This is a genomic window from Vibrio sp. S234-5 (assembly GCF_000960595.1).
In the GTDB taxonomy this organism is placed as follows: Bacteria; Pseudomonadota; Gammaproteobacteria; order Enterobacterales; family Vibrionaceae; genus Vibrio.
The window spans coordinates 46,880-65,170 of record NZ_JZAM01000384.1 but is presented as its reverse complement, the minus strand read 5'-3'; the positions used below and the strand labels follow the sequence as shown (position 1 = coordinate 65,170).

Sequence of the window (18,291 nt, the reverse complement as noted above, 5' to 3'; positions counted from 1 at the left end):
CACTGTTATTGCGTTGCAAACTTCACCGAATTAACGGAAGTCTTGCATATTCCAGTTGCCAATGTCCGCAGCCGCACCTTCACCGCCCTCTTGACCATCCGCACCTAAGGTAAAGATGTCAACTGTGCCTTTGTCACCTGGGCTAAGGTATTGGTAATCGTTGCCCCACGGATCTTTTGGCAGACGTTTGATGTAACCGCCATCGCGGTAGTTACGCGGCTCAGGGCTGCTTGGCTTGCTCACCAGCGCTTCCAAACCTTGATCTGTGGTTGGGTAAACACTGTTGTCGAGCTTGTACATATCGAGCGCGTTTTCCAACGCGACGATATCGGTGATCGCTTTTTGTTGGTCCGCTTTCTCTTTGTTCCCCAGCAAGTTAGGGACAACAAAACTGGCCAAAATGCCCAGAATCACCACCACAACCATGACTTCTAACAGGGTAAAACCCGCCTGCTTTTTACGTTTGCTTTGCATTATTTTCTCCACAATTAATCGTTCGGATAGTTGCCCCATCCGATCGATAACATTAGCCACTCATTAAGTTATTCATTTCTAACATCGGCATCAGCGTTGCCATGACGATAAACAGCACCAACCCTGCCATCAAGGCGATCAACGCCGGGGTAAAGATCCCCAAAGCAATATTGACCGTCGATTCAAAGTTTTGGTCTTGGTTATCCGCCGCGCGCGTCAACATGCTCTCCAGCTCACCACTCTGCTCACCACTGGCGATCATATGCAGCATCATCGGTGGAAAGAGACGCGTCTGATCCAGGGCTTTGCGCAAGCTGGCCCCTTCACGCACACTGTCCGCTGCTAGTAAGACCTGCTGTTTGACAAATTGGTTCGACATCACATCCACCGCAACGCGCATTCCTTCCAAAATCGGAATGGCGCTGGAGGTACAAATCGATAGCGTTCGCGCAAAACGCGCCGTATTCAAACCCTTAGAAATTTTTCCCAGCAGTGGCAGGCTCAAAATGCGTCTATCCCACACCATTCGAAAGTTTGGCTTTTTCAGGGCGGTTTTTAGCAGATAAATCGCCGCTACCACGCTGACAAACAGTATCAAGCCCCATTGCTGAATAAATTCACTCGAGGCGAGAAGAAACTGCGTTGACTGCGGCAGCTCTTGCCCCATTTGAATGATCGGCTCAACGATTTTTGGTACCACGGTCGCCAGCAAAAACGCCACAATCGAGACCGCAAACACCACCAACACCACAGGGTAGATCATCGCCTGCATCAGCTTGGAGCGCATTTTCTGCCGATTTTCACAGTAATCAGCAAGCCGTTCTAAGACGGCATCAAGGTGGCCGGATTTCTCCCCCGCCGACACCATAGAACGGTACAGCTCGTCAAAGATGTGCGGATAATCGGCCAAACTGTCGGCCAAGGTATAACCTTCAGTCACCTTGGAGCGCACTGCAGCCAGCATGCTTTTGATGCGTGGCTTTTCCGCTTGTTCCGATACCGCGCGTAAACACTCTTCCAAAGGCATACCAGATTGAACTAAGGTCGAGATCTGGCGTGTAATCAAAGAGAGATCGGGGGTACTGATCCCGCGTTTGAACCCACCGGAAGCGTTGCTTTTCGCCTGCTTCGCTTTGGTCTCAATCACTTCAATCGGCACCATGCCTTGCTCTTTGAGGCGCTGTCTGACCTGACGAGCGTTGTCGCCTTCGATGTTGCCTTTTTTCTGTCGCCCTTTGGCATCGAGCGCTTTGTACTCAAACGCAGCCATCAGGATTCCTTAGTGACACGCATCACCTCTTCGAGTGAAGTGACACCTTGCAATACTTTGCTCAAACCATCACTGCGAATGCTTGGCGTATGCTCTCGGATCAGTTTGTCAATCGCCTGCTCGCCCGCTTCGCTGTGAATCAGTTCCTGCACTTTTTCATCCACCATCAGCAACTCGTGGATACCCGTTCGGCCTCGGTAACCTTTGTGATTACACTTCTCACACCCTTTCGGACGATAGAGGATAAGGGGATCTTTCTTCTTGCTATCAAACAGTTTGCGCTGCTCTTTATCCGCTTCGTAAGGTTCTTTGCAGCTATGGCATAAAGTTCGTACCAAGCGCTGTGCCAGAACCCCAAGCAAAGAGGATGAGATAAGGAAAGGCTCAATCCCCATATCACGCAGACGGGTAATCGCGCCAACCGCCGTGTTGGTGTGCAATGTCGACATCACTAAGTGGCCGGTTAACGACGCTTGCACCGCAATTTGCGCGGTTTCCAAGTCACGAATTTCCCCGACCATCACCACATCTGGGTCTTGACGCAAAATCGCGCGCAAGCCGCGAGCAAAAGTCATGTCAACTTTCGGGTTAACCTGTGTCTGGCCGATACCGTCGATATCAAACTCGATCGGATCTTCGACGGTGAGGATATTGCGCTCGTTACTGTTAAGCTCCTGCAACCCTGCGTACAAGGTGGTCGATTTACCCGACCCCGTTGGTCCCGTGACCAGAATAATCCCGTGCGGACGAGCGATCAGGTGACGGAAGTTATCGTGGTTGGCTGGCGTCATACCAAGGCTGTGCAAATCCAAGCGGGTGGCGTTTTTGTCCAGCAGACGCATTACCACACGCTCACCGTGCGATGAAGGCATCGTCGAAACCCGCACGTCCACCGCGCGGCCACCAATACGCAAAGAGATTCGGCCATCTTGCGGTACGCGTTTTTCCGCAATGTCCAGCTTCGCCATTACTTTGACCCGCGACACCAGCAGCGGCGCAAGTTTACGGTTAGGAGCAAGCACGTCACGTAATACCCCATCGACACGGAAACGAATCGAGAGCGATTTTTCAAACGTTTCGATATGAATATCTGACGCACCCTCTTTAATCGCTTCACCGAGCATGGCGTTGATCAATTTGATGATTGGCGCATCGTCCTCCGACTCAAGGAGATCTTCCCCTTGCGGTAACTCTTCCGCCAGCGAGAAGAAATCGTCATCTGAGCCGATGTCTTCCATCAGTTGTCGCGCTTCCGACGAGTCGCGCTGATAGGCTAGGGTGAGTTTTTTCTCAAATTCTTCCGCGCTTAGCGCCTGCGGAATAAACGTCTGCTTCAACACTCGACGCACTTCAATCAGCGCTGAGGCATTGAGCGGTTCAACATAGTAGAGCATCATCGGACGCTCTGGATGAACCACCTCAAGGACCACCTTAAAACGGTTAGCGAAGCTAAAAGGCAAGCGGCGAAACACCGCTGCCGTGTCCAGCATGTCTACCATCAGTTGCTTTCCATTTGTTCGATAAAGGCCTGAATTTCCACAGGATGGCGCTTATCTTCACCATATTTTGGCAGAACTGGGATGTTGCCATCGCCCATGAGCTTCAAACCTTGATCGGCTTTGTATAGCTGCTCAGCACGAATGTAGTTGTATTTACGCTGGGTGATGCCATCGGCGGTCATACCATCGCGAATAATGGTCGGCTTGATAAACACCATCAGGTTCTTTTTCTCAACCTGAGTACTGGTCGATTTAAACAAGTGCCCCAAAATCGGAATGTCGCCGAGCAACGGCACTTTCGATTCGCTTTCCAACGCGCGCTCGTCAATCAAACCGCCGAGCACCAACATCTGCCCGTCTTGAACAATGACGGAGGTATTTAGCTGACGTTTGGCAAAGCGCACGTCGACCGCACCATTCGCACCAAGCACGTTCGACACTTCCTGCTCAATATTCAGTTGTACCGAGTCACCTTCGTTGATTTGCGGCACCACTTTCAGCTTAATACCGACCTCTTTACGCTCTACCGTCTGGAATGGATTGTCGTTGTTCGAGCTGGCCGATGAACCGGTTAAGACCGGCACTTCTTCACCAACGATAAACGACGCTTCGCCGTTGTCCATCACGGTAATGCTAGGCGACGAAAGAATGTTTGAGTTGGAGTTACTGGCCACGGCGCTGATTAAGGCAGTCCAGTCACCCATCACCAAGCTCATCGCAGCACCATTTACGCCTGATAAGGCAGAGGCTAGGGTGGAGTAATCACCGGACTCTTTCACTTCATAAGGAACACGATTGCCGTTGGAGTCGTTATAGTATTCCGTTCTTGTTTGCTCTTTGGCTTCTTCAAGGCCAATCATCACCTTGCCAATTTGCGCACCACTGTTGCCATACTGAATTACGGCGCCACTTTCCAGTGAGCCCCACTGTACGCCAAGGTTGATGCCATCGCCTTCAGCCATTTCAACAATTAAGGCTTCGATCAACACTTGCGCACGACGAATATCCAATTGAGAAATCACTTCTTGCAGCGCAATCATGATATCGGGCGGCGCAGTCAGCACCAGCGAGTTGGTGCCTTGGTGAGCCGCAATCACCACATCGTTACGTTGCGAACCCGCCGTTTTCTGACCTGAGCTCTTCTCCGCTTGCAGATTATCGGACACGCCTTTGAGCACATCGACCAAGTCTTCTGCTTTGGCGTATTTGAGATACACCACGCGGTTGTTACCTTTGGTTGCCATCTCGACATCCAACTTCTCAATCAGGTTTTTCAGGCGCTCACGCACTTTCGGGTCGCCAGAGATCAAGATGGCGTTGGTGCGTTCATCTGCCACTAATTTAGGCAGTAAATTGGCTGGGGTATTTTTGGCGTCTTGAGATTTGTTCAGTGCATCGACTATGCGCACCATTTCCGAGGCAGACGCGTTTTTCAGTTCAATCACTTCCACTTCGGTATCACCAGCCTGGTCGACACGTTTGATGATTTCCGCAAGGCGATTCACCACCGCCGCACGGCCAGTGATCAAAATGATATTGGCTGGGTCGTAGTGCACCACGTTACCCGCGCCGGCGTTGTCGATCAATTGGCGCAGCAATGGAGAGAGTTCACGTACCGATACATTGCGCACCGCAACGACGCGAGTGATGACGTTGTCGCCTTTCACGGTATCGTCACCCACCACCGGAATAGCAGACGTTTTTGAGTCTTTCGATTTAACGACTTTCAGTACGCCGTTTTCCATTTCCACCACAGCATAACCGTACACTTCCAACACATTGAGAAAGAAGCTGTAGTATTGCTCTTCATTCAGTACATCATAGCTGCGGACATCAATTTTGCCGCGCACTGACGGATCAACAATGATGGTTTTCTCCAGATTGCGTCCGACGATCGTAATGAATTCCTGAATGTCCGTGCCTTTAAAGCTCGCACTGAATTCGCTTGCCCACGCCCCGGACGTACAGGCTAGCGTCCCTGCCAGCAACCATGCGCTTTTGCTAAACCAATGTTTCACGTATATCTCCCACCACTTACGCTCTAGCGCCTAAGTATTAAAATTGGATGTAAATGTCATGTTGCTGACCATCACGCTCAACCGTCAGGTTGAGCTCTGTCAGCTCTGAAATTGAATCGAAAATTTTGCCCATCGCCGCCGGATCGGTCAGATCGTTGCCATTCAGCTGCACGGCAATATCGCCATCTTGTAGACCTACCGACTGGAAAAGCTGCGGATTTTTACCCGGGCTAACGCGATAACCGATCACTTGTTCGTCTTTCTTCACTTGGGATAAACGAACATATTGGAAAATCTTCTGCGGATCCGCGGTGATCTCTTCACGAATCTGCGCTAACTGGTCGTCGGTATCGGGCGGGTTATTCTTCGCAATGGTCGACGGAGCAGGCGAAGTGCTATCACCGAGTTTCTTGTACTCTAGCCCTTCGAGCATCACGGTTTCATCACGCCCTTCGTTATCGATGATCACCCGATCCACCAACACGGCTTTTAACTTGGCACGAGTCCCTTCAATTTCTTCACCCAAACCGTACGTCGCTTGCTGGCCTCGGTTGGCGATGACCGCCAAACTGGCACTCGGATTGCTACTCGCGACCGCACCGACCAACACCAAATTGAGTCGAGTTTTCGGTGCATCTTGCACCACAGGTGCTTTTACGACTGGTTTGGCTTTGTTTTCGTTGTAAGCACCAAACAAATTCATCGCCTGAAGCCCTGCAAGAGAGAGGCCCTGTTTATTGTTGCTTTGCCCTCCGGCTATCACAGGGGCTTGCCAAGCGACAATCTCATTTTTCTGTGGCTGCGTGAGCCAGACAACCTGGCCTAAAGTCCAGCCTGTCATCGCAATCAAAATGCCAGCTAAGATCTTGCTTACATGGCGCTGAATCTCGCCGTTATTCGCAATGACGCGAGCCAGTAGCGGGCTGCTTCTCAATCCAGCACTTAGCTCTGATGGTTTCACTGAGTTGATTCCTTGTTTGTTACGATTCAATGATCGCTCTTGTTATAGGCAGTTTTCTTCTATGATCTCACTGCGCTCTCTATTGACATTAGCACCTAACTCAAAAAAAGCAGGTTCACTGCTATGTTTTTGACTGTAATGGAATTGTCTAGTCAACAAAGAGCGGAGAACTATATCACAGCATAATAGTGACACGCTTTTCAAATTCCGTTTTTGCCAACTCCCTTGAAATTTTCGCTGCATGTCACCATTGTAAGGGGCAATAAGCAGCAATCATTCACAGCACTGATTAGAGAGTAAGACTTCCTATGAGTTCCCAACTTGACGCCGTTCGCTTAGATAAATGGCTATGGGCTGCACGATTTTATAAGACCCGTTCCATTGCCCGCAACATGGTCGATGGAGGTAAAGTCCACTATAATGGTCAGCGCACAAAACCAAGCAAAATAGTTGAAATTGGCGCAACAATTAAGTTACGCCAAGGAAATGACGAGAAAGTGGTGGTGATTGAGCAGATCTCAGATCAGCGACGTGGCGCGCCAGAAGCACAAAACCTGTATCGCGAAACCGACGAAAGTGTGACGAAGCGCGAAACACTGGCACAGCAGCGTAAACTCAACGCTAACCCAAGCCCTGAACGACGCCCAGACAAGAAGCAGCGTCGTGACATCATCAAATTTAAACTGCAGTAACAACGCCGGAAAAACCGACGAGGAATCCCTAAATGGCAAGCAATGTTTTGAACCGCTACTTATTTGAAGACCTTTCAGTGCGTGGCGAGTTGGTACAATTGGATGAAGCGTACCAGCGTATTATTTCGAGCAAGGAATATCCGGCAGCCCTGCAAAAACTGTTAGGCGAGCTGTTGGTGTCAACCACTCTGCTCACCGCCACACTCAAGTTTGAAGGTTCTATCACCATTCAATTGCAAGGCGATGGTCCGGTTTCTTTGGCGGTCATCAATGGCGACAACGAACAAAAAGTTCGTGGTGTCGCTCGCTGGGAAGGTGAGATTGCCGACGACGCCAGCCTGCACGATATGATGGGGAAAGGCTACCTTGTCATCACCATTGAGCCGAAAAAAGGCGAACGCTATCAAGGTGTGGTTGGTCTCGACGGCGACAACCTCACTCAAGTGATCGAAGGCTATTTTGCCAACTCAGAGCAACTTAAAACCCGCTTGTGGATCCGCACTGGCGAGCATCAAGGTCAAGCACACGCCGCAGGTATGCTGATTCAAGTCGTGCCAGATGGCACCGGCTCTGCCGATGACTTTGAGCACCTAGAACAGTTAACAAACACAGTGAAGAATGAAGAGTTATTCACGTTAGAAGCCAACGAGCTGCTGTATCGCTTGTACAACCAAGAACAAGTCCGCCTGTTTGAACCTCAGCCTGTTGAGTTCCATTGCGGCTGTTCTCGTGAGCGCAGCGGTGCCGCGATTGTCACCATCGATAAAACCGAAATTTATGACATTTTGGCCACCGAAGGATCCGTTTCTTTACATTGTGATTACTGCGGCACGACTTACTCGTTTGACGAGCCGCAAGTGGCTGAGCTCTACACCAACGCCACTTCTGAGCGTAAAACGCTGCATTAATTTCCTTGGATTATCAAGCACGTAATTTACCCGTCAAAAGGCCAGCGCAAGCTGGCCTTTTTGTGATCAAAGCCTAGTAAATCAATACTTTCCCGTAATTTAACAACCCCTTATTTTTTGTTAATTAATAATCCTTTAACGCTGGCGCAATGGTTTGCGTGCACGATAAACTATCTCGGCCAATATGTGACGGGACACCTAAAACCGCAGGAAAATTAAGGATAATTTTTGAACTATATCCCTGTTTTCTCCCCCACCCGTTGTTAGCATGGTGAGCAGAAAAATTAAAAGATTCTTACAAAATCCCTACAAAATCCTATAAGGAGCACCTATGACCGTTATGGAACATACTAAGGCTGCAACAATTGATTTAACCAAACATGGACTGCGCAACGTAAAAGAGGTTCTACGTAACCCAAGTTACGAAGTGCTGTTTGCAGAAGAGACACGTCCGGATCTCGAAGGCTACGAAAAAGGCGTAGTCACCGAGCTTGGCGCGGTCGCTGTCGATACTGGCGTTTTCACTGGCCGCTCACCAAAAGATAAATACATCGTGAAAGACGCAACGACGGAAGAAAACATGTGGTGGACATCCAGTGCAGTTCCGAACGACAACAAACCAATCACTCAGGAAGTGTGGAACGACATTAAAGAACTGGTGACCAACCAGCTGTCTGGCAAGCGTGTGTTCGTGATTGATGGTTACTGTGGTGCTAACCCTGACACGCGCTTAAGCATTCGCGTGATCACCGAAGTCGCTTGGCAGGCGCATTTTGTGAAGAACATGTTTATCCGCCCTTCCGAAGAAGAGTTGGCGACCTTTGAGCCGGACTTCGTGGTGATGAACGCCGCGAAATGCACCAACCAGAAGTGGCAAGAGCATGGTCTGAACTCGGAAAACTTTACTGTGTTTAACCTAACCGAGCGCACCCAACTGATTGGCGGTACTTGGTACGGCGGCGAAATGAAGAAAGGCATGTTCGCCATGATGAACTACTTCCTGCCGTTGAAAGGTGTCGCATCCATGCACTGTAGTGCCAACATGGGCAAAGATGGCGATGTCGCGATCTTCTTCGGCCTATCTGGTACAGGTAAAACGACCCTATCCACCGATCCAAAACGTGCGTTGATCGGCGACGACGAACACGGCTGGGATGATGACGGCGTATTTAACTTCGAAGGTGGCTGCTACGCGAAAACCATCAAACTGTCGAAAGAAGCAGAGCCAGACATCTACAACGCCATCCGTCGCGATGCGCTGCTAGAAAACGTCACAGTACGTAACGACGGTTCAATCGATTTTGACGACGGCTCGAAAACCGAGAATACGCGCGTTTCTTACCCGATTTACCACATTGATAACATCGTCAAACCCGTTTCTAAAGGTGGCCATGCTAACAAAGTGATCTTCCTGTCTGCTGATGCCTTTGGAGTATTGCCTCCCGTGTCTAAACTGACACCAGAGCAAACCAAGTACCACTTCCTCTCTGGTTTCACCGCCAAACTGGCGGGCACTGAGCGTGGCATTACCGAGCCAACGCCAACCTTCTCTGCCTGTTTTGGCGCTGCGTTCCTAACGCTACACCCAACCAAGTATGCAGAAGTCCTGGTCAAACGCATGGAAGAAGCGGGTGCAGAAGCGTACCTAGTGAACACCGGCTGGAATGGCAGTGGCAAACGTATCTCCATTCAAGATACGCGCGGCATTATTGATGCCATCCTTGACGGCTCGATTGAAGAAGCGCCAACCAAGCACGTGCCCATCTTCAATCTTGAAGTACCAACATCGCTTCCTGGCGTCGATCCAACCATCCTTGACCCACGCGATACCTATGTCGACCCACTGCAGTGGGAAAGCAAAGCCAAAGATCTGGCACAGCGCTTTATCAATAACTTTGCTAAATACACCGACAACGCCGAAGGTCAATCCCTCGTTTCAGCTGGTCCTCAGCTTGACTAAGTGATCGGATAACAAAAAGCATGCTCAAGCCCCTCATTCGAGGGGCTTTTTAGTTGAATCACGCGCCGATTTAAGACAAGCTTATGCAACACATGCAAGGAAGCAGCGAGAGTTTGTTCAATTAGGATGAAGAAAATAATCATAACCATCACTGTCTTGCTTTTGGTCGTCGCGATTATTCCACTCGCGCTTTTGTTTTCGCTGCAAACACGCTACGCGAGTCAGGTATTCAATCAACTCAATCAATGGCTACACTCTGGAGTCAGCGCTTCAGAAGTCCGCTACCAGTTTCCCTACCATTTTTCGTTTAAGAATCTGACCTTTGACCACCCTGATGTTAGCTATGTCGAACAACTCGATCTCTGGTTCAACCCGTCACTTTACCGTGATGGACAGTGGCAGTTAGACAGTGTGCTGATCGACGGCCTCAGCCTCCAACAAGGGCTAAGCAGCAATCCGCAAACTTGGCTGCGCGATACGGTTCATGTCCAGCAAATCGCCTTGTCTCACTTTGACTACGCCGACAAAGAGTTCAGCGCGCGCGGTCTTAACGTTCAGCTCAAGCAGCCATACTGGGAGACGACAGAACAATGGCTGCCGTATGCCGAGATTCAACTTTCCGCCGATCAAATCTATTGGCAAGGCGAGGCGTTCAACAAAACATTGCTCGATATGGACTATCGCCCGCAAGAGAGCACGGTATTTGGCCTCTCCTTCCTCTGGCGTGGTGGGCATATATCCGGTCAGGCAGAACAGTACGCGCAAGGCTGGTCACTGGTCAATGTCACCGTTGATGGTCTCACACTCTCAGATCAGCAAGTGCAGTCGATTATGGCCAAACCTTGGACAACGCTGGGCAACATTAGCCATATCAACAGCCTCGATGTGATGCGTAGCAGCATTGGTTACCAAGGCTATCAACTGGTCAATGTTGAGCTCTCCTGTGAAAATCTCACCTTACCGTTTGCGTGGTGGCAGCAAAGCGATGGCCTTTTTTCTCTCTCTGCGGAAAGCGTGCAAGACCAGCACAACGTGTGGATTGAACCTAGGCTCAGCCTGCGTCTCCATCCTGCGCAAATTGATATCGAAGAAGCCGCTTTTCTCTGGCAGCAAGGGAACGTGAGCTTTTCTGGCCGCATCACTCCGGACGCGCTGGCACTGAAACACGTGAACGTCAATAACGTGAAGTGGGCCGCTGAGCAGCCCGGTGAAGGAGAGTGGCTGAAACAGTTGCTTAGAAAGGCGAAAGAGGTTTCCGTTGAAACGCTGAATATCGAGCGCAGCCAATTTATCCAACTGATCCGTGAGCCCTATTGGCAACTGACTGGACTTAATATCGAAGGCCAGAATTTGCTGATTAAGCAAGATAGGCAACTTGGCCTTTGGCAAGGCGCGCTGAGCGCCAGCGCTGCCAATGCAAGCTACCAGAGTGCACTCAGCTCACACCCGATCATTGAAATGCACAGCACTCAAGGCAAGTGGCAAATGGATCGTTTGTTTGCCCCGCTGCAACAAGGCTATGTAGAGGGACAAGCCTCGCTTGACCTAACACAAATCAGCAAACCTTGGCAACTCACCCTCAATGCCGATGGCTTCCCAGCTGGGTTGCTGTTATCGCAGTTACCGCTGCCGTTGGAGATCAACGCGATAAGCAGTATCGATTTGCAAGCCGAGGGGTTGGCGGGCGATTGGGCGATGTTCTCCCATACCTTGTCGGGCGGGGTGTATGCGCAGTTGCATGAAGCGTATATCGAGGCCCAAGACAACAGCATTACGCCATTAATGCTATCGGAGCTCAGGCTCAATATGCAGCGAGGTAAGCTGTCACTCAGCCCGATCAACGTCAGCGGCCCGTCGATCACAGGCTACATCAGCGGGCAAGCGGACCTCGCAGCCGATGCTCCACAGGGTATCAGCTATCAGTTCGTGATTGGTTGTCAGCAGTTGAGTGGTGACCTTCTCTCGGATCAACACCAGCGCCGCAGCGAATGCGACGCGGCATTAAGCAGTGAAAGCCAACCCCCGTTAGCCACGCTGACTCAGTAGCTTTTTGTAATCGGGCAACAGCATATAAGTTCCCATGAACTCCACCGCCGCAAGCTCATCACTAAAAATAGTCACATGGATCACGATGCGCGCTTTGCGCCCAGAGGCGAGTCGGTCCAAATCGCCACTAATGCCATCCAGTGAGGTGCTGGCAATCGGGTTTTTCTCCACCGGATGACGGTAGCGAATGCGACTGTCCGCCAGAACAATGTCCCCAGTTAAACCGCGCTCTTTCAACAACAACCACGCCATGCCCCAGCCTGTTAACGTCGCCAGCGTGAATGCCGATCCCGCGAACAGGGTATTATGCGGGTTTAAATTGGGGTTGAGCTGCGCGCTGCACTCAAACTGATAACCCGTATACTGGTTGATTTTGATGCCCATTTTATCGCTGATCGGAATTTGTCTATCCCAGCGATCTTGCAATTCCGTACACCACTCCGGATTACGCAATACGTTGGCCATCGGATCGAGGGGCTTTACCATCTGCTGATGACGCACCGGGCCACGCTCATCGGTCAGTTCACCTCGACGTTCAAACCCATTTCTCTCGTAAAAGGAGATAGCGTCTTCACGGGCGTTACACACCAGACGCTTCGCCCCCTCTTGACGGGCGAGCGACTCCAACGCCACCAACACCAGCGAGCCCATGCCTTTGCCACGGCGAGTTCCTTTCACCGCCATATAGCGGATCTGACCCTCGCTATCCGGCGATATATACAGCCGACCAATGGCAATCGGCCGCCCTCGACCATCGACAATCATGCGATGGTGGCTCATACCGTCGTATTCATCGCGCTCTGAACCGATCGGCATACGCCACGGCTCGCGTAACATTTGCCAACGAAAGTGGTAATACTTGTTGAGTTGGTTATCTGTTTTCGGCGTGATCAGCTTAAACATAGAAATCCTTTTTCAAGTAAATAGGCTCCTGCCTTTACACCTGTAACCAGAAGGTTACCGGACCATCATTCACTAAAGATACTTTCATATCGGCCGCAAAGCGACCTCGCTCTGTCGGCAACACATGCTCGCACTGGTCTGAAAAATAGTCATACAAACGTTCAGCCTCTGTGGGGTGAGCGCCGCGAGAAAAGCCCGCACGAGTGCCTTTTTTGGTGTCGGCAGGCAAGGTAAACTGCGACACCACCAGCACTTTGCCCCCGACTTGCTGCACATTGAGATTCATTTTGCCGTCGTCGTCTTCGAACACACGGTAAGTGGTGACACGCTCCACCAATCGGCGAGCTTTGGCTTCGTCATCGTTTTTTTCAACGCCGAGCAGGACTAACAGCCCTTTTTCTATCTGCCCAACCACTTCACCATCGACGCGAACGGTGGCTTCACTTACTCTCTGAATCAGCGCTATCACTACTGCTATCCTCTTCTGCGGCCAACATTTTTTCTGCCTGAGAGTGTATCATTTCCGCGCTCAGTCTCCACTGTTCCTTCTCGCCCAATGCCGCCGTCACTTCCGCGCCGATCAGCACAATCAGCCAGCACAAATAGACCCAAACAAACAAAATAGGAATCGCCGCCAGTGCACCGTATATCACTTGGTAAGAAGGAAATTGCGTAATGTAAGCAGCAAAGCCTTTCTTACTCATCTCAAACAAAATCGCGGCGATGATCGCCCCGATGACCGCATGGGAAAAATGAACTTTTTTGTTCGGCACCAACAGATACAAACCGACAAAGGCGCAAAACGAGAGAATAAACGGCAGCCAGCGCAGCAGTAAATTGTACATGCCAGAAATTGCTTCGCTATCGAGCAGACGCAGCGAAGTCACATACGAGGTCGCGGCAATGCTGGTTCCGACCAAAATCGGCCCCAAGGTCAACACCATCCAATACATGGAAAACGAGAACACCGCACGGCGCTTTTTCCGCACCCGCCAAATGTAGTTGAGATTTTTATCGATGTTGGAGATCAGCATCAAAGCCGCAACAAAAAGGAAGGCCGCGCCGACGGCGGTCATTTTTCCGGTATTGGCGACAAAATCCTGTAGCGCGTTATGCACCGCATCCCCAGCGGCGGGGACAAAATGGGTAATGATAAAGCCTTGCAAGACAGTACCAACATTTTCAAACACGGGAAATTTAGACAATATTGATAGAAGCACCGTCATCAGTGGCACAATGGAGAGCAAGGTAATATAGGCCAAATAACCGGCGTTCACATTCACCCGATCGTGTTGCATTCGGGCAACTAAATAGCGCGCAAACGCGATTCCATTTCCGGCGAGGGTTTGCAATCTCAACTTGTCACTCCCAGGTAACTGGTTCATAGTCCTACCCATACGGCTCATGAAAAACTGATGGAAAATAAGCATGCCTTATTTTCTCGCAGTTATGCTATCAATTTTTTATCCTGTCCGCGCTACTCATCGAAAGGTCAATCATCATTAACTCACTCTCACCATCAAAATAACTAAAAAATAAACGGCAATAAAAAACCCCGGGAGAAACTGCCCGGGGTTTTCATTTCTTACAATAACATTATTCGCGATTACTTCGCTTCACGTGAAGCACGCTTACGGTCGCTTTCAGTGAGGAATTTCTTACGAATACGGATGCTTTCCGGTGTCACTTCAACCAACTCGTCGTCATCGATAAACTCAAGCGCTTGCTCTAATGTCATGATGATTGGTGTCGTCAGTACCTGCGCGTCATCGGTGCCCGATGCACGTACGTTGGTCAGTTGCTTACCTTTCAGCGCGTTGACGGTTAGGTCGTTGTCACGGCTGTGAATACCGATCACCATACCTTCGTACACTTCCACGCCGTGACCGATAAATAGACGGCCACGCTCTTGCAGGTTAAACAGCGCGTTGGTCAGTGCTTTACCCGCTGCGTTGGCAATCAATACGCCATTGACACGTTGACCAATGTTGCCACCTTTGTGTGGACCGTAATGGTCAAAAGTATGGTACAGAAGGCCGGAACCTGAAGTCAGTGTCATGAACTCGGTTTGGAAACCAATCAGACCACGTGAAGGCATGATGAAGTCAAGACGCACACGGCCTTTACCATCCGGTGCCATGTCTTTCAGCTCACCTTTACGCATACCGATTTTTTCCATGATACCGCCCTGATGCTCTTCTTGAACATCGATGGTCACGGTTTCAAACGGTTCCATCAACTGGCCGTTCTCTTCTTTCAGGATAACTTCAGGACGAGATACCGCTAGCTCGAAGCCTTCACGGCGCATGTTTTCGATCAAAATAGAAAGATGCAGTTCGCCACGGCCAGAAACGCGGAATTTGTCTGGATCTTCCGTTTGCTCAACGCGCAGTGCCACGTTGTGCACCAACTCTTTCTCAAGACGCTCAAGGATGTTACGTGACGTCACGTATTTGCCTTCAAGACCTGAAAAAGGTGAGGTGTTCACTTGGAACGTCATGGTCACGGTTGGCTCGTCAACAGACAGCGCTGGCAGCGCTTCCACTTTGTTTGCGTCACAGATGGTGTCAGAGATTTTCAGCTCGCCAAGACCGGTAACCGCAATGATGTCACCTGCGGTCGCTTGTGCCACTTCATGGCGCTCAAGGCCAAGGTAACCGAGTACCGTACCCACTTTACCGTTACGAACTTTACCATCCGCACCGACAATGCTTACTTGTTGGTTTGCTTTCACTTTACCGCGCTTGATACGACCCACGCCGATAACACCAACGTATGAGCTGTAATCCAGCTGAGAAATTTGCATTTGTAGTGGGCCATCAAGGTCCACTTCTGGCGCAGCAACCACATCGACGATCGTTTGGAACAACGGTTCCATGTTCTCGCCTGTTTCGCCTTCTTCCAGTGTCGCCCAGCCATTCAGCGCTGACGCGTAAACCACTTTAAAGTCCAGCTGTTCGTCTGTCGCACCTAGGTTATCGAACAGATCAAACACTTGATCCATTACCCAGTCAGGACGTGCGCCAGGACGGTCAATTTTGTTGATAACCACGATAGGCTTCAGGCCATGCGCAAACGCTTTTTGCGTTACAAAACGCGTTTGTGGCATTGGGCCGTCCACCGCGTCAACGATCAGCAGTACACAGTCAACCATCGACATAATACGCTCAACTTCACCACCGAAGTCCGCGTGTCCTGGGGTGTCTACGATGTTGATGCGGTAATCGTTCCAGTTGATGGCGGTGTTTTTCGCCAGGATGGTGATGCCACGCTCTTTCTCGATGTCGTTCGAGTCCATGACTCGCTCTTCAATGTCACCGCGAGATTGCAAAGTGCCTGATTGTTGCAGCAATTTGTCAACCAGTGTGGTTTTACCGTGGTCAACGTGCGCGATGATCGCGATATTTCTTAATTTATCAATCTGTGGAGTCGTCATGGATTCTGATTCACTTGTTTAAAAACGACGCTAAAAACATGGTTGTTTTTTCGAGCGGCGGTTGTTTGATTAAAAAAACGGCCATAATGTACCAGATTTTGATAAAAAACCCAGAAATATGTGATCAGCTCGTGATTATTTTTCGCCAAGTAAAGACTAGTCGCCAAGGCGTATTTCGGCCATTTTTTTGCTAGAAAAAGAGTATGCACATTAACACATTTCTCGATTGACAAGATGCCCAAAGACGGGCTGAATGAGAGACGGTTTTGGCTTATTCTGGTGCAAACTCGCCACATTAGCACCAAAATGGTGCATTTAAAGATCATTTTGGTGCATCGAACACACCAAAATGGCGAGATGAAACACTAAAGCTATGAAATATAAGGACTTAAAAAATTGGCACAGTTTTAGCTTTGTAAGAATCAGCATCGATTAATACCAATGTAAAGAAATTAATCAATGCTAGATTCAACAACGAATCTGGCCAATACCGCTTTAATAACACTGGAGGTTATCCAAGATGTCAGTAGAAAACGTTCTATCGCTTATCCAAGAAAACGAAGTTAAGTTTGTTGACCTGCGTTTTACCGATACGAAAGGTAAAGAGCAACACATTTCTATTCCTGCACACCAAATCGATGCTGACTTCTTCGAAGACGGTAAGATGTTTGATGGTTCTTCTGTCGCAGGCTGGAAAGGCATCAACGAATCAGACATGGTGATGATGCCTGATGCGTCTTCTGCGGTACTTGACCCATTCACTGAAGAAGCGACTCTGAACATCCGTTGTGACATCCTTGAGCCTGCAACCATGCAAGGCTACGACCGCGACCCACGTTCTATCGCAAAACGCGCGGAAGATTACCTACGTTCTACTGGCATCGCAGACACCGTTCTTGTCGGCCCAGAGCCAGAGTTCTTCCTATTCGACGACGTGAAATTCTCTACAGACATGTCGGGTTCTTTCTTCAAGATTGACGACGTAGAAGCGGCATGGAACACAGGTTCAGATTACGAAAACGGTAACAAAGGTCACCGTCCTGGCGTGAAAGGGGGTTACTTCCCAGTCGCTCCTGTAGACTCTTCTCAAGACCTGCGTTCTGCTATGTGTCTAGTAATGGAAGAGATGGGCCTAGTGGTTGAAGCGCACCACCACGAAGTGGCAACGGCAGGTCAAAACGAGATCGCGACTCGCTTCAACACGCTAACAGCAAAAGCGGACGAGATCCAAATCTACAAGTACGTGGTTCACAACGTAGCGCACGCCTACGGCAAAACTGCGACCTTTATGCCTAAACCACTGGTTGGCGACAACGGCTCAGGCATGCACGTTCACCAATCTCTGGCGAAAGACGGCGTTAACCTCTTCGCGGGTGACAAGTACGGCGGCCTTTCAGAAACGGCTCTGTACTACATCGGTGGTATCATCAAGCACGCTCGTGCACTGAACGCGCTGACCAACCCATCAACCAACTCGTACAAGCGTCTGGTTCCTCACTACGAAGCGCCTGTTATGCTGGCTTACTCTGCGCGTAACCGTTCTGCGTCTATCCGTATCCCTGTGGTACCAAGCCCGAAAGCGCGTCGTATCGAAGTACGTTTCCCAGATCCAGCAGCGAACCCATACCTAGCGTTTGCCGCGATGCTGATGGCAGGTCTTGACGGTATCAAGAACAAGATCCACCCAGGGGAAGCGATGGACAAAGACCTTTACGATCTGCCTGCAGAAGAAGCCGCAGAGATTCCAAAGGTTGCAGAATCACTCAAGCAAGCTCTTGAGTGCCTAGACAGTGACCGTGAGTTCCTAACCGCGGGCGGCGTATTCTCTGATGATTTCATCGATTCTTACATCGAACTGAAAACCAAAGACGTTGAGCGCGTTAACACCGCTGTTCACCCACTGGAATTTGAACTGTACTACTCAGTGTAATTCACTCAGTGCAAATGTAACTCGGATTGCACTTTTTATCAGGCTCGCCTCGCAGGCGGGCCTTTTTCATATTCTCCCGCCAGAAATCGAGTAATAACATGTGGTTTGCATAAAAAAATAGCCAACAGCCAAGCGCATCCGATCATATCGGGCGCGGGTTGTCATTATGTGAAACCGCATCTCTTTGGAGGTGA

General features: G+C 50.0%; 14 protein-coding genes. 5 read left to right on the top strand and 9 right to left on the bottom strand.

Going from position 1 to position 18,291, the window contains the following annotated elements; all coding sequences use genetic code 11:
- Positions 1-30: 30 nt before the first annotated feature.
- From gspG to gspC, 5 genes are read right to left on the bottom strand one after another with little or no spacing between them, the layout of a single operon-like run.
- Positions 31-474: a type II secretion system major pseudopilin GspG gene (gspG, locus tag UF06_RS21900; protein ID WP_039422645.1), complete on the bottom strand. Its 444-nt coding sequence runs from the start codon at positions 472-474 to the stop codon at positions 31-33.
- Positions 475-526: 52 nt separating this feature from the next.
- A complete protein-coding gene (gene gspF / locus UF06_RS21895; protein WP_045572361.1) occupies positions 527-1,744 on the bottom strand; it encodes a type II secretion system inner membrane protein GspF in 1,218 nt (405 codons plus the stop codon).
- Positions 1,744-3,243, bottom strand: a complete 1,500-nt coding sequence (gene gspE, locus UF06_RS21890; protein ID WP_045572360.1) for a type II secretion system ATPase GspE — start codon at positions 3,241-3,243, stop codon at positions 1,744-1,746. The genes gspF and gspE overlap by 1 nt, the downstream gene beginning before the upstream one ends.
- The gene (gene gspD / locus UF06_RS21885; RefSeq protein ID WP_045572359.1) at positions 3,243-5,261 is read right to left on the bottom strand and encodes a type II secretion system secretin GspD; all 2,019 of its coding nucleotides are present in this window, start codon (positions 5,259-5,261) and stop codon (positions 3,243-3,245) included. Before gspD ends, gspE begins: the two co-directional genes overlap by 1 nt.
- Positions 5,262-5,298: 37 nt before the next feature.
- Positions 5,299-6,222, bottom strand: coding sequence for a type II secretion system protein GspC (gene gspC, locus UF06_RS21880; RefSeq protein ID WP_045572358.1), 924 nt, complete (start codon positions 6,220-6,222; stop codon positions 5,299-5,301).
- 308 nt (positions 6,223-6,530) lie between these two features.
- Here gspC and hslR point away from each other — a divergent pair, with 308 nt between their 5' ends.
- From hslR to UF06_RS21860, 4 genes are all read left to right on the top strand, one after another.
- Positions 6,531-6,914 (top strand): ribosome-associated heat shock protein Hsp15, encoded by a 384-nt coding sequence (gene hslR / locus UF06_RS21875; protein ID WP_045572357.1) that lies wholly within the window; start codon positions 6,531-6,533, stop codon positions 6,912-6,914.
- 32 nt (positions 6,915-6,946) lie between these two features.
- Positions 6,947-7,822 (top strand): Hsp33 family molecular chaperone HslO, encoded by an 876-nt coding sequence (hslO, locus tag UF06_RS21870; RefSeq protein WP_045572356.1) that lies wholly within the window; start codon positions 6,947-6,949, stop codon positions 7,820-7,822.
- A gap of 331 nt (positions 7,823-8,153) precedes the next feature.
- The gene (gene pckA / locus UF06_RS21865; RefSeq protein WP_045572355.1) at positions 8,154-9,782 is read left to right on the top strand and encodes a phosphoenolpyruvate carboxykinase (ATP); all 1,629 of its coding nucleotides are present in this window, start codon (positions 8,154-8,156) and stop codon (positions 9,780-9,782) included.
- 126 nt (positions 9,783-9,908) lie between these two features.
- Positions 9,909-11,828 carry an AsmA family protein gene (locus UF06_RS21860; RefSeq protein WP_045572354.1) on the top strand — a complete coding sequence of 640 codons (1,920 nt, stop codon included), beginning with the start codon at positions 9,909-9,911 and terminating at the stop codon, positions 11,826-11,828.
- Here the strand turns inward: UF06_RS21860 and UF06_RS21855 are convergent.
- From UF06_RS21855 to typA, 4 genes are all read right to left on the bottom strand, one after another.
- Positions 11,808-12,731, bottom strand: coding sequence for a bifunctional GNAT family N-acetyltransferase/hotdog fold thioesterase (locus tag UF06_RS21855; protein ID WP_045572353.1), 924 nt, complete (start codon positions 12,729-12,731; stop codon positions 11,808-11,810). The two genes, UF06_RS21860 and UF06_RS21855, sit on opposite strands and share 21 nt — an antisense overlap.
- 34 nt (positions 12,732-12,765) lie before the next feature.
- Positions 12,766-13,200, bottom strand: coding sequence for a D-aminoacyl-tRNA deacylase (dtd, locus tag UF06_RS21850; protein ID WP_045572352.1), 435 nt, complete (start codon positions 13,198-13,200; stop codon positions 12,766-12,768).
- Positions 13,172-14,116, bottom strand: a complete 945-nt coding sequence (locus tag UF06_RS21845) for a virulence factor BrkB family protein (RefSeq protein WP_045572351.1) — start codon at positions 14,114-14,116, stop codon at positions 13,172-13,174. The genes dtd and UF06_RS21845 overlap by 29 nt, the downstream gene beginning before the upstream one ends.
- A 221-nt stretch (positions 14,117-14,337) precedes the next feature.
- Positions 14,338-16,167, bottom strand: a complete 1,830-nt coding sequence (gene typA / locus UF06_RS21840) for a translational GTPase TypA (RefSeq protein WP_045572350.1) — start codon at positions 16,165-16,167, stop codon at positions 14,338-14,340.
- A 520-nt stretch (positions 16,168-16,687) separates the two neighbouring features.
- Between typA and glnA the strand changes: the two genes are divergently transcribed.
- Positions 16,688-18,097: a glutamate--ammonia ligase gene (glnA, locus tag UF06_RS21830; RefSeq protein ID WP_045572348.1), complete on the top strand. Its 1,410-nt coding sequence runs from the start codon at positions 16,688-16,690 to the stop codon at positions 18,095-18,097.
- Positions 18,098-18,291: the final 194 nt, after the last annotated feature.